We start from the raw sequence: 13017 nt of genomic DNA, 5'->3' as shown, positions 1-13017 counted from the left end.
TGGCGCGGACCGCCGCCCACTCCGACCGCCGCCTACTCCGACCGCCGCTCCTCGCCGTCGGCCCGTACGTAGACCCCCGCGCGAGCCGCCTCGTACGCGCCCCGCGCCGCCCGCCGCGCCGTGTCCTCGTCCAGCGGCGCCGCGCTCGTCAGGAACCGGTAGTACAGCGGCGCCGACACGGCGCGGATGACCTCGGCGGGGTCGGTGCCAGCCGGCAGTTCCCCCCGCTCCACGGCCGCCGCCGCGCAGGGCGCCCATTCCGCGACCCGGACCGCGTAGAAGCGGTGCAGGGCCTCGGCCGTGCGGGCGTCGCCCGTGGCGGCGGCGATCACGGCCTTGAACAGGGCCCCCTGACGCGGATCGGCCAGCGTCCGGCGGACGAGTTCCGCGTTGGCCGTCAGGTCCTCCAGCAGCGATCCCGTGTCGGTGCGGGGCAGCGACTGCTCGGCCATGTCCGTCAGCAGGTCGGCGACGAGCCCGGCCACCGTGCCCCACCGCCGGTAGACGGTGGTCTTGCCGACCTCGGCGCGGCGGGCGACTTCGGCGAGGTCCAGCCCGTGGAAGCCCTGCTCGGCGAGGGTGTCGCCGGCCGCGTCCAGCACGGCCGCCCGTACGCGCGCCGTCCGCCCGCCGGGTCGCAGCGTCCCCGGCTCGGCACTGCCGTCGTCCGACAACTCCTTCATAACGGGTCTCCGGTTCCATTAGCCGCGCATCGGTGTTAGCTTGGGGACATCTTAACGGGCCGACAGTCCCGTTACTGCTACCCGCTCGCCGAAGGGACACGACACGTCATGGAAGCCATGGAGTACAGGCAGCTCGGTTCGTCCGGCCTCAAGGTCCCCGCCCTCAGCTTCGGCGCCGCCACCTTCGGAGGCAGCGGGCCCCTCTTCGGCGCCTGGGGCACCACCGACACCGAGGAGGCCCGCCGGCTGGTGGACATCTGCCTCGACGCGGGCATCAACCTCTTCGACACCGCCGACGTCTACTCGGCGGGCGCCTCCGAGGAAGTCCTCGGCCAGGCCGTCAAGGGCCGACGCGACCGGGTCCTGCTCTCCACCAAGGCCGGACTCCCCACCGGCGACGGCCCCCTGGACGCCGGCACCTCCCGCTCCCGCCTGATCAAGGCCACCGAGGACGCCCTGCGCCGCCTCGACACCGACTACATCGACCTCTTCCAGCTGCACGCCTTCGACGCGGCCACCCCCGTCGAGGAGGTGCTCGTCACCCTCGACCAGCTCGTCCGCGCCGGCAAGATCCGCTACGTCGGCGTCTCCAACTTCGCCGGCTGGCAGCTGATGAAGTCCCTGTCCGCCGCCGACCGGCACGGCCTGCCGCGCTACGTCGCCCACCAGGTCCACTACTCCCTCGTCGGCCGCGACTACGAGTGGGAGCTGATGCCCCTCGCCCACGACCAGGGCGTCGGCGCCCTGGTCTGGAGCCCCCTGGGCTGGGGCCGGCTCACCGGCAAGCTGCGCCGGGGCCTGCCGCTGCCGGCCGGCAGCCGGCTGCACGAGACCGCCGACTACGGGCCGCCGGTGGAGGACGGCTACCTCTACGACGTGGTCGACGCCCTCGACGACGTGGCCCGCGAGACCGGCCGCACGATCCCGCAGGTCGCCATCAACTGGCTGCTGCGCCGCCCCACCGTCGCCTCCGTCATCATCGGCGCCCGCAACGAGGAGCAACTGCGCCAGAACATCGGCGCCATCGGATGGAGCCTGACGCCCGAGCAGGTGGCCCACCTCGACGCCGCGAGCCACCGCCCGGCCCCGTACCCGTACTTCCCCTACGAACGCCAGGAACCCTTCGCCCGCCTCAACCCCCCGCTCATCCCCCGCCCCTGACCCCCACCACCCGGCGACGCGCAGGCGGCGGCCCTACGCCTGGTCGCGCAGAACGTCGGCCACGCGCGGCGGGCGGTAGGCGGCCCCTTTGAGGACCTTGCCGTCCTCGCGGAGGGTGGGGCGGCCGTCCGGGCCCGGCTTGGACATGTCGGCGCGGTGGATCTCGGCGAGGACGGCGTCGAGGTCGATGCCGTGCACGAGGGCGGTCCCGTAGGCGATGTAGACCACGTCGGCCAACTCGGGAGCGACGGAGGTCGGGCGGGGGGCGACGTTGAGCCCGAAGGCCTCGTGGAACTCCCGGACCAGGTCCTGGGAGGTGCGTGCGGCGGTCATGCGGCCCGGGGGCCGCGTCACGCCTGCGGCGGCACGGTGAAGACGCGGTCCAAGTGGTGGCGCAGCACGGCGATCGCCGACTCGGGGTCCCGCTGGCCGACGAGGATGCTCGTGCCCATCGTCGCCGCCATCGCGAGCAGGCTGATCGCCTCCACCCGCGCGTCGACCCCCGGATCGGCCACGCCCGCCTCCTTTGCCCCCTCCAACAGCGCCGTCAGGGCGTCCTCGGCGGCGTCGGGGTTGTCGATGAACGGCTGGGCGGCGAGCGCCTCGTCGGTCACCGAGAGGATCGCGTAGGAGCTGTAGAGCAGGTGGAAGGTGCGGCTCTCCTCGTCGGTGGGCAGGGAGGCCAGCAACAGGGCCTCGGCGGTCGCGCGCGGGCCGGGCGCGGGCCCGGCGGCGGCCAGCCGCGCGCCGACGCGGGCGGTGAAGCGGTCGGTGAGGTGCTGGAGCCCGTAGAGGAGCAGCTTCTCCTTGGTCTCGAAGTAGTACTGCACGAGCCGTAGCGACACCCCGGCCTCGGCGGCGACATCGCGCATGCCCACCGCGTGCAGTCCGCGCCGTCCGGCGACCCGGACGAGCGCCTCGGCGATCTGGCCGCGCCGTTCCTCGTGGTCCACGCGCTTCGGCATGGTCTGCGCTCTCCGCTCTTTCGGCTTGCCCGGGAGGGTTCATGGTACCGCTGTACCAAGATAATGATACGGTCGTACCACGAAGCAGCAGCGATCCTCCCGGAGGTGCCCCGTGCCCGACACCACGACCCGTGTACGCCGCGACGTCGGCCGCTACGTCAACGACACCCTGCGCGACCGCTACTTCGCCACCTGCGACGCGCTCTACGCGATGGGTGCGCCCGCCCGCTTCGAGACCGACGTCGAGACGAGCTTCGGCACCACGCACGTCTACCGCTACGGCCCCACCGACCCCGCCGCGGAGTCCCGTACGCCCGTCGTCCTCATCCACGGCTCCGGCGGCTGCTCCGCGATGTGGTACCCCAACACCCCCGCGCTCAGCGCCGATCGCCCCGTCTACGCCTTCGACACCCCCGGCGACCCCGGCAGGAGCGTCCACCGCGAGCCCATGTGGCAGCCCGAGCGCGCCGCGCAGTGGATGGACGAGGTCCTCGACGCACTGGGTCTCGACCGCGTCCACCTGGTCGGCTCCTCCTACGGCGGCTGGCTGGTCATCAACCAGGTGCACCGCCGCCCCGAACGCCTCGCCTCCGTCACCGCCCTCGACCCCGGCGGCCTGGAGAAGGTCGGCCTGCGCTTCTTCGTGTGGATCTTCGTGAGCCTCTTCGCCACCTTCGCCCCCAAAGCGCTGCGCCCGCGGCTGGCCGCCTGGCTGGACCAGCCGGTGATCGCCGTTCCCGAACTGCGGACCTCCGTCCAGGCGAGCGTCCGCGCCTTCCGGATCCGCCGCCCCGCCCCGCTGCCGCTCTCGGACGCCGAACTGGGCACGATCCGCAAGCCGTTCTACCTGATCATGGGCAAGCGGAGCCTGCTCGTGCACCCGAAGCGCCAGCTGGAACGCGTACCGCGGCTGATCCCCGGAGCCCGCGCCGAGATCGTCGAGGCCACCGGCCACGGCCCCCAGATCGACCACCCGGACCTGGTCAACCCCCGGATGCTGAGCTTCATGGAGGACGTCGACTCCCTCGACCACGCGCGGTAGGAGGGGGCCGGCCGCAACGCGCCGAGACCGGTCAGGAATGGAGAAGCGTTCGTGGCGGGGGCGGATCTAACGTTTCAGCCATGGACATCACCATTCACACCAGCTTCCTCCCGCACGACGACCCGGAGGCCTCCCTGGCCTTCTACCGCGACGTCCTCGGCTTCGAGGTCCGCAACGACGTCGGCCAGGGCAAGATGCGCTGGATCACCGTCGGACCCGTCGGACAGCCCGGCACCTCCATCCTGCTGGCGCCGCCGGCCGTCGACCCGGGCGTCACCGAGGACGAGCGCCGCACCATCGCCGAGATGATGGCCAAGGGCACCTACGGCTGGATCCTCCTGGCCACCCCGGACCTCGACGGCACCTTCGAGAAGGTCCAGGCCGCCGACGCCGAGGTCGTCCAGGAGCCCATCGAGCAGCCGTACGGCATCCGCGACTGCGCCTTCCGCGACCCGGCGGGCAACCTGATCCGCATCCAGGAACTCCGGTAGTCCGGGCGGGGGGGATCCCGACATGTGCCTTCCCGCATGGGGCCGCGCGCTGACCCTGGCGCAGCGCTTGGGCGACTTCGCCCGACTGCGCCGCGTCCGCGACCGCATCGACCGCGAGTACGCGCGGCCCCTGGACGTCGAGGCGCTCGCCCGCGCCGCCGACATGCCGGCCGGACACCTCAGCCGACAGTTCCGCCTCGCCTACGGCGACTCGCCCTACGCCTACCTGATGGCCCGGCGCGTCGAGCGCGCGACGACGCTGCTGCGCCACCGCGACCGCGACCTCGCCGTCACGGAGGCCGCCTCCGCCCTCGGCTGCCCGCAGCCGGCCATCCTCACCGCCCGCCTCACCGCCGCCGCCTGACCCGACCCCGCCAGAGAGGAAACCCGTCATGAAGGCCACCACCGCGGACGACAAGACGTACGACGGCTTCACCGACGAGGAACGCGACGCCATGAAGGAGCGCGCGAAGGAGCTGAAGGCCTCCGCGCGCCGCGGCCCGCGCGGGGCGAAGGCGGACACCGAGGGCGAGGTGCTCGCGAAGATCGCCGAGATGCCGGACGGGGACCGCGTCCTCGCCGAACGCGTCCACGTGATCGTCAAGGCCGCGGCCCCCTCCCTCACGCCGAAGCTCTGGTACGGGATGCCCGCGTACGCAAAGGACGGCAAGGTCCTCTGCTTCTTCCAGAGCGCGGCGAAGTTCAAGTCCCGCTACGCCACTCTCGGCTTCAGCGACCAGGCCGGCCTCGACGAGGGCAACCTGTGGCCCACCTCCTACGCCCTGAAGGAGCTGACCGCCGCCGACGAGGAGCTGGTCGCCGCCCTGGTCAGGAAGGCCGTCGCCTAGGCCTCCGCCACCGCCCGCAGGGGGCTCAGCGCCGCCGCGCGGCGGGCGGGGACCAGGGCCGCGACCGCGCCGACCCCCAGGGACAGCAGGCAGACGAGGGCCAGCGTCCCCCAGGGCAGCACCAGCGCGTATCCCGCCATCGAGCCGTTGGCCATCGAGCCGACGGCCCAGGCGCTGAACACCCCGCCCACCAGCCCCAACAGCGTGCCGAACGCGGCGACCGTCACCGCCTCCAGCCGGATCATCCTCCGCACGCCGGCGCGGTCCATGCCGAGGGCGCGCAGCACACCGATCTCCCGCGTCCGCTCCGCCACCGACATGGCCAGGGTGTTCACGATGCCGAGCGCGCTGATCACGACGCCGAGGGCGAGCAGCCCGTACATCAGGGTCAGCAGGTCGCCCATGCCGCCCGAGGCCTCGCGGACGAGCGACGCCCGGTCCTGGACCTTCAGCAGCGGGTTGTCGCCGACGGCGGCGCGCAGCCGCTTCTCCGTGGCCCGGTCGGTGACCCCGCCGTCGACGCGTACGAGGAGCCGCTGCGCGGAATCGGGCAGGAAGGCGCTCCGCCGCACCTCGCTCCGGTCGCCCAGCGCGTCGCCGGCGGTCGGGTTGTCCTCGTAGACGCCGACGACGGTGTACGGCCGCGGTTCCTGCTCGCGGCCCATGCGGGTGTCGAGGCGGTCGCCCGCGCTCACGCCGTGCGCGCGGGCGAGGGTGCGGGAGACGGCGATCCGGCCCGGCCCGAGGTCCTTGGCGGAGCCGCTGACGAAGTCGAGCCGCATGACCTGGTCGAGGGCGGCCGGGTCGACACCGGCCAGCTCCCGGACGAGGCCGCCGGTGACCAGCGTGGAGTCCGTGACGGCGGTGGCCGTCCGCACCCCGGGCACCGCCGCGACCCGGCGCGCGGCGTCCGGGTCGATGCCGTGCGTGGGGACGCGGGTGCCGATCACGTAGTCGGCGGCGAGGCCGGCTGCGGCCTGGCGGTCCAAGGCCTGACCGGTGGACTCGCCGATGACGGCGAGCCCCGCGACCAGCGCCGTACTGATCACCAGGGCGGACGCGGTGGCCGCCGTACGGCGCGGGTCCCGCAGCGCGTTCTCCCGCGCGAGGTGCCCGACGACGCCGGCGCGGCCCGTCAGCCGTCCGGCGAGCCGGATCACCGGCCGGGCGAGCAGCGGCGCCGCCACGATCAGCGCGGCGACGAGGACACCGCAGGCGAGCATCGCGTCCCGGAGGTTCTCCTCCGACGCGTCCTTCGCCCCCGACAGCGACGCCAGCAGCGCGACGGCGAGGCCCAGCAGGGCCACCCCGACGGCGCCCCGTACCCGCGTCCGGCCGGCCGACGGCGGCCGTTCCACCGAGCGCATCGCCTCGACGGGCGCCACCTTCGCCGCCCTGCGCGAGGGCAGCCACGCGGCGAGCACCGTCACGCCGACGCCGACGCCGAGCGCGGCCACGACCGGCAGCGGACCGATCACCAGGGGGCCGTCGGGCAGCGTGTCCTGCGGGGTGCTCAGCAGGCGGGGCAGGACGGCGGCGATCCCGAGGCCGAGGACGAAGCCGGCCGCCGAGGCGACGAACCCGAGCAGGGCCGCCTCCACCAGGACCGCGCCGGACACCTGCCGGCGGGAGGCGCCGATCGCGCGCAGCAGCGCGATCTCGCGGGTGCGCCGCGTCACGAGCATGGTGAAGGTGTTGACGATGAGGAACGAGCCGATGAAGAGCGAGACCCCGGCGAAAACCAGCGGCAGCTTGGCGTAGCCGCGGGTCACGGTGTCGACGTAGACGCTCTGTCGGGTGGCCCGGGCGGTCCCGGTGACGGCTTCGGCGCGGTCGGCGGGCAGGACGGCGGTGACCCGCGCGGACAGCTCGGACTCGGTGGTGCCGGGCTTCGCGGACAGGTCGATGCCGGTGTAGCGGCCGGGGGAGGCGAACAGCTCCTGGGCGGTGGCCTTGTCGAACAGGGCGAGGGTGCCGCCGGCGGTCACGCGGGTGTCGGTGGTCGTGACGATGCCGACGAGCCGCTTGGTCATGACGGGGCCGTCGGTGGCCACTTTGACCAGGTCTCCGAGGGCGAGGCGGCCCGCGGCGGCGGCGCCGGCGTCCACGGCGATCTCGTCCGCGCCGGCGGGGGCGCGGCCCTTGACCAGCGGGTGCCGGGCGTCCTTGCCGTCGGGGCCGGGCAGGTAGGCACCGGCCTGGTTCGCCCACGCCTTCCCGGCGCGCAGCGCGGTGCCGTCGGCGGCGGCCAGGGTGGCCGAGCCGTCGGCGGTCGGGCGTACGGCGGCGACGCCGGGCAGGGCGGCGAGCCTGTGGACGAGCGCGTCGTCGAGGGCGGTGGCGTTCCGATCGTCGGCGGAGTCGGCCGGGGAACTCTTCGGGGTCACCGAGACGGCGATGTCCGCGAAGTCCTTCGACGCGGCGGCCCGTTGGGCGGCGGCGGAGGACTCCGCGAAGACGAGGGCGCCGGAGACGAACGCGACACCGAGACAGACCGCGAGGACGGTCATGGCCAGACGGGCCTTGTGCGCCAGGAGGTTGCGCAGGGCTGTTCGCAGCATGGGGGGCTTTCGGGAAGAGGGGACCGTGGGCGTGTCAGCGGGTGCCGGTGGCGCGGGAGCCTTCGGCCTCGAAGCGGAGCATCCGGTCGAGGACGGCGCCCGCGCTCGGCTCGCGCAGCTCGTCCACGAGCCGGCCGTCGGCCAGGAACACCACCCGGTCCGCGTGCGCGGCGGCCACCGGATCGTGGGTGACCATCACCACCGTCTGCCCCAACTCCCGTACGGAGTCCCGCAGGAAGCCGAGGATCTCGGCCCCGGAGCGGGAGTCGAGGTTGCCGGTCGGCTCGTCGGCGAAGACGATCTCGGGCCGCGACACCAGCGCCCGAGCCACCGCGATCCGCTGCTGCTGCCCGCCGGACAGCTCGGCGGGACGGTGGCCCAGCCGGTCGGCCAGCCCGACGGTGGCGACGACGGCCTCCAGCCACCGCGCGTCGGGCCGTCGGCCGGCGATCCGCAGCGGCAGGGTGATGTTCTCCAGGGCGGTGAGGGTGGGCAGCAGGTTGAAGCCCTGGAAGACGAAGCCGACCTTGTCCCGCCGCAGGGCGGTGAGTTGGCGCTCGTTCAGCGCGGACAGTTCGGTGTCGCCGATGCGCGCCGAACCGGAGGTCACCGTGTCGAGCCCGGCCAGGCAGTGCATCAGCGTCGACTTGCCGGACCCCGAGGGGCCCATGACGGCGGTGAACCGGCCCTGGGCGAACTCGACGTTCACCCCGTCCAGGGCGGTGACGCGGGTCTCGCCCTTCCCGTAGACCTTCGTCAGGCCCGTGGCGACTGCGGCCGGTTCGGCGGTGGGGCGGGGGGAGGCGGTGGCGCCGTAGGACGGCGGGGGGAGGTGCGACACGGTTCTGCTCCACGGGGCGGGGCGGACGGGGGGTCGCTCCCATCGTCATCGCCCATCACCTGCGGAAACATCGCCCTGTGGGTGGGAGTCGGGCTCTGTCGAAAGGGTGATCCGGCGGCCCGTCCCCCGACTTTCGGCAGAGCTGCTGCAGGGGCTTACCGCGTCAGGACGCCAGGCCCGTCCGGTGGGCGAGGAGCGCCGCCTGGACCCGGCTCGCCGAGCCCGTCTTCTCCAGGATCGCGCCCACGTGCGTCTTGACCGTGCCGATCCCGATGCCGAGCCGGCCGCCGATGTCCTGGTTCGACAGGCCCTCGCCGAGCATCGCGAGGACCTCCCGCTCCCGCGCCGTGAGCCGGGCGATCCGTTCGTCCCCGCGTGCGGCGTCGCGGGCCTCGGGCCCGGCGCCGCTCAGCATCCGGCTGATCACCGACCCGGTGACGCCGGGGGAGAGCACGGCGTCCCCGGCGGCGGCCGCCCGTACCGCGCTGATCAGCTCCTGCGGGCCCTCGTCCTTGAGGAGGAACCCGGTGGCCCCTTCCCGGAGCGCCCGCAGGACGTTGTCGTCGTCGCCGAAGGTCGTCAGCATCACCACGCGCGGCGCCGGGTCGAGGGCGAGCAGCGGTGCGATCGTGGCCAGGCCGTCGCGGACGGGCATGCGGATGTCGACGAGGGCCACGTCGGGGTGGTGGACGGCGGCCAGCTCGACCGCCTGGCGGCCGTCGACGGCCTCGGCGACGACGTCGATGTCACCGGCGTGCCGCAGGATCAGGCGGACACCGGCCCGGATCATCGCCTCGTCGTCGGCGAGCAGGACGCTGATCGGGCGGCTCGGCCGGGTGGGCACGGTCGGCTCGGTGGGCCGGGTGGGCTCGGTCACGGGGTCTCCCAGGGCGTGCCGTCCCGGACCGACGGGACGGTGAAACGGTCGATGGCGATCAGCCGCTGCGCGGCGTCGAAGCAGTAGCGGGCGACGATCAGGCCGTCGGGGCCGGGCTCGGTGGCGCCGTTGAACGGGTACACGCAGCCGGCCGTACCGGCGGGGCGCGGCGGCTCGTGCCCGGTGGCCGCGGCCCGGACGGCCTTGTTGTCCAGTACGCCCGTCGCCGCCACGTCCTGGTACGTCATGCCGATCCGGGGCAGCGGCGCCGGCCCGGTGCGGACGCCGGAGGGCTGGGCGGCGTACACGAAGGCGACGCCGAGGACCATGAGCACGCACAGCGTCAGCAGCCCGCAGCCGAGCGTCAACGCCTCGGCGGTGCGGCGCGCGGGCGGGGCGGGGCCGAGGGGGCGGCCGGGGAGCAGGTCCGGGGCCGCTTCGGGCCGCCCGTCCGGTACGCCGTCCCGGTCCCGTACGCCGTCCCCGGCCGGCTCCGCCGGTACGACGGCCTCCACCCGGAAGCCGCCGGACGGCAGCGCGGCGGCCTCCAGGGTCCCGCCGAGCAGCTCCACCCGTTCCCGCAGCCCCGCCAGCCCGCGCCCGGTGCCGATCGCCTCCCCGGCGGCGAGGACCTCCCCGGCGGTGGGGCGGGGCTTAGGCCGTGCCTTGTGGATCATGCCGGGCTCGCGACGCCCGGCACTCCCTGATCCGGCATGATCCACAAGACACGACCTAAGCGGGGCGCCGTTGCGCACGGTGACCCGTACCGCCTCGGCGTCGTGCACCACGGCCACGGTGACGTGCGCGTCGGCGGCGTACCGGTGCACGTTGGTCAGCGCCTCCCGCACGACGCGGTGCACCGCCCGGCGCACCGGCGCGGGGCGGGCGTCGAGGTCCGACCCCGACCAGTCGAGCCGTACGGCGACGCCCCCGTCGCGGGAGTGCGCGATCAGCGCCTCGACGTCGGCGCGGGTGCCCGTCGCGTCGGTGAGCGTGTCCGGCCCGGTGTCCCGGCCGAGCGGGCCGAGCACCCCGAGGGCCTGGCGCAGCTCGCGCATGGCGTCGCGCGCGGTGCGGCGTACGAGGACGGCCTCCTCGCGCAGCTCGGGAGCGGCCTTCTCCAAGGCCAGCTCCAGCCCGCCCGCGTGCAGCGAGACCAGGCTCAGCCGGTGGCCCACCAGGTCGTGCATCTCGGCGGCGATCCGGGACCGCTCGTGCATGCGGGACTCGCTCTCGGCCAGCCGACGCGCCCGCTCCGCCGCGTCACCGCGCTCGCGCAGCGCCCGTACGAGGCGCGCCTGCTGCCCCTGCGCCGTACCGACCAGGCCTGGGACGATCACGGCGGTCGGCGCGAGGACCAGGCCGAGGGCCAGCCCGTACGCCACCGATCCGGGCCCGAACCACGGCCCGGCCACCGTCGCCGCCGCCACGAGCGCGGCGCCCGCGCCTGCCGGCAGCCGGGCCCCGACCGACCGGCGGGCCACCGCGTAGGCGGTCGCCGCCGTGACGGGCCCCAGCGCGGGCGCCACCCCGGTCAGCGCGGCGAGGGCCGCCGGCACCGCGGCGGGCAGGCGGCGCCGCAGCGGGAAGAGCCCGACGCCGGCGGCGAGGAGGGCGAGCTGCGCCCACGGGTGCGTCAGAGCGCCGATCCATCCGATCGCCGCGTACACGCCGAGTCCGGCGAGGGCCACGCCGACCGTCTCCCCGGCCGCGCGGCCGGGGGCGAAACGACGCAAACGTCTGATGACCGGCACGCTGACCAGTATCGACGCCGCCCGACCGGCGGGCATGAACCACGAGGCTGATCCGCGCCTCTGCCCAAAGACAGAGCTCTACCGACGGCTGAGCGCGGCGGCGACGTCCTCCCGCAGCCGGGGCAACAGGGCGTGCAGGGCGTCGCCGGGGCACTGCGTGGCGTTGAAGTCGCGGTGGCCGTGCACCGCCGACGGCGGCAGCCCGTACCCGTGGCAGATCCGCGCGCACAGCTCCACCAACGCCCGGTACTGCGCGGCCGGCGGGGCGGCGCCGGTGTAGGTGCCCTCGGTCTCGATGCCGAGCGAGGTGTCGTTGTGGCCGGTGCAATGGGCTCCGCGCACCATCGACGTGCCGGACCGCAGCGCCGCCAGACTGCCGTGCCGGCCCTCCACGACGAACCCGCCCCGACTGACCGTGAAGTGCTGTCCGGTGTCGGACCAGCCCCGCTCCACCATGTGGTGCCGCTGGATCGAGCGGGCCAGGGTGAAGGCCCGCTCACGGGTGACGTCCGCGACGTTGGCGGTCGCCGTGTGGTGGATGACGATGCTGCGCGGCCGGGTGGCCAGCACGGCCGGCGGCGCGGACTCCCGCCGTGCCCCCCACATGGCGCAGTCCGCGATCCACGCGCCCGGCGCCGCGCGCGCCGGCCCGGGAAACAACGTCAGGGCGCCGGCGGCCATGGCGCCGCTCAGCAGCAGGCGACGGGTGACCACCCGCCGAGAGTCGGACGACATAGCGCACCCTTCCGGCGGGCCGGGGTGGTTCGGCGTACTCGCCGCAAGACCTTCCCCCCGGTGATCCGGAAAACGGCCCACCGGCCCACCTTCACCCCGGGGGCGCCCCCCGTTCACCACTCCGGCCCCGACCGCTTGCGCAACGGCGACCGGCATGCGCGGCTAGGACCGCGAGCGGTGCCACCGGTACGCGCGACGCAGGAGGAAGAACAGCCCCGCCACCCTGGCCACCCACACCACGGCGAAGGCCCGGATCAGCGCCGGCGACGACGTGGACACCGCCCGGCTGAACAGCGCCACATCCTCGTCAGGGCCAGCTGCTCCTGACGGGAGAGGCCGGGCTCGTCCACCACGGAACCCACCTCCTCGGGCCATTTCCCACCCGTACGCCTACCCGCGCCCGGCCGCGCCAGACGCCCCCTACGCCCGCGGCGCCGTCAGGTACCGCTGCACCGTAGGCCCGAGCCAGGCTGCGACCTCCTCGCGGGACATCGCCACGGCGGGCGGCAGCCGCAGTACGAAACGGGTGAGCGCCATGCCCAGGATCTGCGAGGCGACGAGCGCGGCGCGGGTCGGGGCCTCGGCCGGATCGGGGCAGACGCGGGCCACGATCGGGCCGAGCTGCTCCTTGAAGATCGCCTGCATGCGCTCGGCGCCCGCCGCGTTGGTGACGCCGACGCGCAGCAGCGCGGTGAGCACGTCGTCCTGCTCCCAGCGGTCGAGGAAGTGGCGCACGAGGGCCGCACCGATGCCCTGCTCGGGCAGCGCGTCCAGCTCGGGCAGCCGCAGGTCGAAGGTGGAGGCGGCGGCGAACAGCCCCTCCTTGTTGCCGAAGTAGCGCATGACCATCGACGGGTCGATCCGGGCGTCGCGGGCGATGGCACGGATGGTGGCGCGGTCGTAGCCGTCGGCGGCGAAACGCTCGCGGGCGGCCTCCAGGATCGCGGCGCGCGTGGCGTCGGAGCGGCGGGGGGTGGGCGCGGGCGCGGCGGTCATCATGTCAACAACTGTAGGCCAACAGGCGTTGACAGAGCAATCGAGCGGGGTCACCATGGCCAA

At 74.4% G+C, this 13017-nt stretch carries 15 protein-coding genes; 5 read left to right on the top strand and 10 right to left on the bottom strand.

Annotated features, from left to right (window positions below):
* Positions 1 to 32: 32 nt before the first annotated feature.
* Complete coding sequence (locus M4D82_RS16345) at positions 33 to 683, bottom strand: TetR/AcrR family transcriptional regulator (RefSeq protein WP_249766754.1); 651 nt, start codon at positions 681 to 683, stop codon at positions 33 to 35.
* 117 nt (positions 684 to 800) lie between these two features.
* On the opposite strand from M4D82_RS16345, the gene M4D82_RS16340 reads away from it, so the two are divergent.
* Positions 801 to 1844 carry an aldo/keto reductase gene (locus M4D82_RS16340; protein ID WP_249766753.1) on the top strand — a complete coding sequence of 348 codons (1044 nt, stop codon included), beginning with the start codon at positions 801 to 803 and terminating at the stop codon, positions 1842 to 1844.
* 33 nt (positions 1845 to 1877) lie between these two features.
* Here M4D82_RS16340 and M4D82_RS16335 read toward each other — a convergent pair whose 3' ends face one another.
* The gene (locus M4D82_RS16335; protein WP_249766752.1) at positions 1878 to 2177 is read right to left on the bottom strand and encodes a pyrophosphohydrolase domain-containing protein; all 300 of its coding nucleotides are present in this window, start codon (positions 2175 to 2177) and stop codon (positions 1878 to 1880) included.
* A gap of 17 nt (positions 2178 to 2194) precedes the next feature.
* Positions 2195 to 2809: a TetR/AcrR family transcriptional regulator gene (locus tag M4D82_RS16330; protein ID WP_249766751.1), complete on the bottom strand. Its 615-nt coding sequence runs from the start codon at positions 2807 to 2809 to the stop codon at positions 2195 to 2197.
* Positions 2810 to 2921: 112 nt separating this feature from the next.
* Here M4D82_RS16330 and M4D82_RS16325 point away from each other — a divergent pair, with 112 nt between their 5' ends.
* The 4 genes from M4D82_RS16325 to M4D82_RS16310 all read left to right on the top strand — a co-directional run bounded on the left by M4D82_RS16325 (position 2922) and on the right by M4D82_RS16310 (position 5190).
* Positions 2922 to 3851 carry an alpha/beta fold hydrolase gene (locus tag M4D82_RS16325; RefSeq protein WP_249766750.1) on the top strand — a complete coding sequence of 310 codons (930 nt, stop codon included), beginning with the start codon at positions 2922 to 2924 and terminating at the stop codon, positions 3849 to 3851.
* Positions 3852 to 3931: 80 nt separating this feature from the next.
* Positions 3932 to 4342, top strand: coding sequence for a VOC family protein (locus M4D82_RS16320; protein ID WP_249766749.1), 411 nt, complete (start codon positions 3932 to 3934; stop codon positions 4340 to 4342).
* Between the two features lie 22 nt (positions 4343 to 4364).
* Positions 4365 to 4706 (top strand): helix-turn-helix domain-containing protein, encoded by a 342-nt coding sequence (locus M4D82_RS16315; protein WP_502988944.1) that lies wholly within the window; start codon positions 4365 to 4367, stop codon positions 4704 to 4706.
* A gap of 28 nt (positions 4707 to 4734) precedes the next feature.
* Positions 4735 to 5190, top strand: coding sequence for an iron chaperone (locus M4D82_RS16310; RefSeq protein ID WP_249766748.1), 456 nt, complete (start codon positions 4735 to 4737; stop codon positions 5188 to 5190).
* Here the strand turns inward: M4D82_RS16310 and M4D82_RS16305 are convergent.
* The 7 genes from M4D82_RS16305 to M4D82_RS16275 all read right to left on the bottom strand — a co-directional run bounded on the left by M4D82_RS16305 (position 5187) and on the right by M4D82_RS16275 (position 12954).
* The gene (locus M4D82_RS16305; RefSeq protein WP_249766747.1) at positions 5187 to 7751 is read right to left on the bottom strand and encodes an ABC transporter permease; all 2565 of its coding nucleotides are present in this window, start codon (positions 7749 to 7751) and stop codon (positions 5187 to 5189) included. The two genes, M4D82_RS16310 and M4D82_RS16305, sit on opposite strands and share 4 nt — an antisense overlap.
* A gap of 34 nt (positions 7752 to 7785) precedes the next feature.
* Positions 7786 to 8592: an ABC transporter ATP-binding protein gene (locus M4D82_RS16300; protein ID WP_502988943.1), complete on the bottom strand. Its 807-nt coding sequence runs from the start codon at positions 8590 to 8592 to the stop codon at positions 7786 to 7788.
* A 163-nt stretch (positions 8593 to 8755) separates the two neighbouring features.
* Positions 8756 to 9469: a response regulator gene (locus tag M4D82_RS16295; protein ID WP_502988942.1), complete on the bottom strand. Its 714-nt coding sequence runs from the start codon at positions 9467 to 9469 to the stop codon at positions 8756 to 8758.
* Entirely contained in the window at positions 9466 to 11223 is a 1758-nt protein-coding gene (locus M4D82_RS16290; protein WP_349637071.1) for a sensor histidine kinase, read from the bottom strand. The genes M4D82_RS16295 and M4D82_RS16290 overlap by 4 nt, the downstream gene beginning before the upstream one ends.
* Before the next feature lie 78 nt (positions 11224 to 11301).
* Positions 11302 to 11958: a peptidoglycan recognition protein family protein gene (locus M4D82_RS16285; RefSeq protein WP_249766745.1), complete on the bottom strand. Its 657-nt coding sequence runs from the start codon at positions 11956 to 11958 to the stop codon at positions 11302 to 11304.
* Between the two features lie 162 nt (positions 11959 to 12120).
* Positions 12121 to 12258, bottom strand: coding sequence for a hypothetical protein (locus M4D82_RS16280; RefSeq protein WP_249766744.1), 138 nt, complete (start codon positions 12256 to 12258; stop codon positions 12121 to 12123).
* 120 nt (positions 12259 to 12378) lie between these two features.
* Entirely contained in the window at positions 12379 to 12954 is a 576-nt protein-coding gene (locus M4D82_RS16275) for a TetR/AcrR family transcriptional regulator (RefSeq protein WP_249771858.1), read from the bottom strand.
* Positions 12955 to 13017 lie beyond the last annotated feature (63 nt).

This window comes from Streptomyces sp. RerS4 (assembly GCF_023515955.1).
Taxonomy (GTDB): domain Bacteria; phylum Actinomycetota; class Actinomycetes; order Streptomycetales; family Streptomycetaceae; genus Streptomyces.
This window is presented reverse-complemented; position numbering and strand designations above follow the sequence as displayed.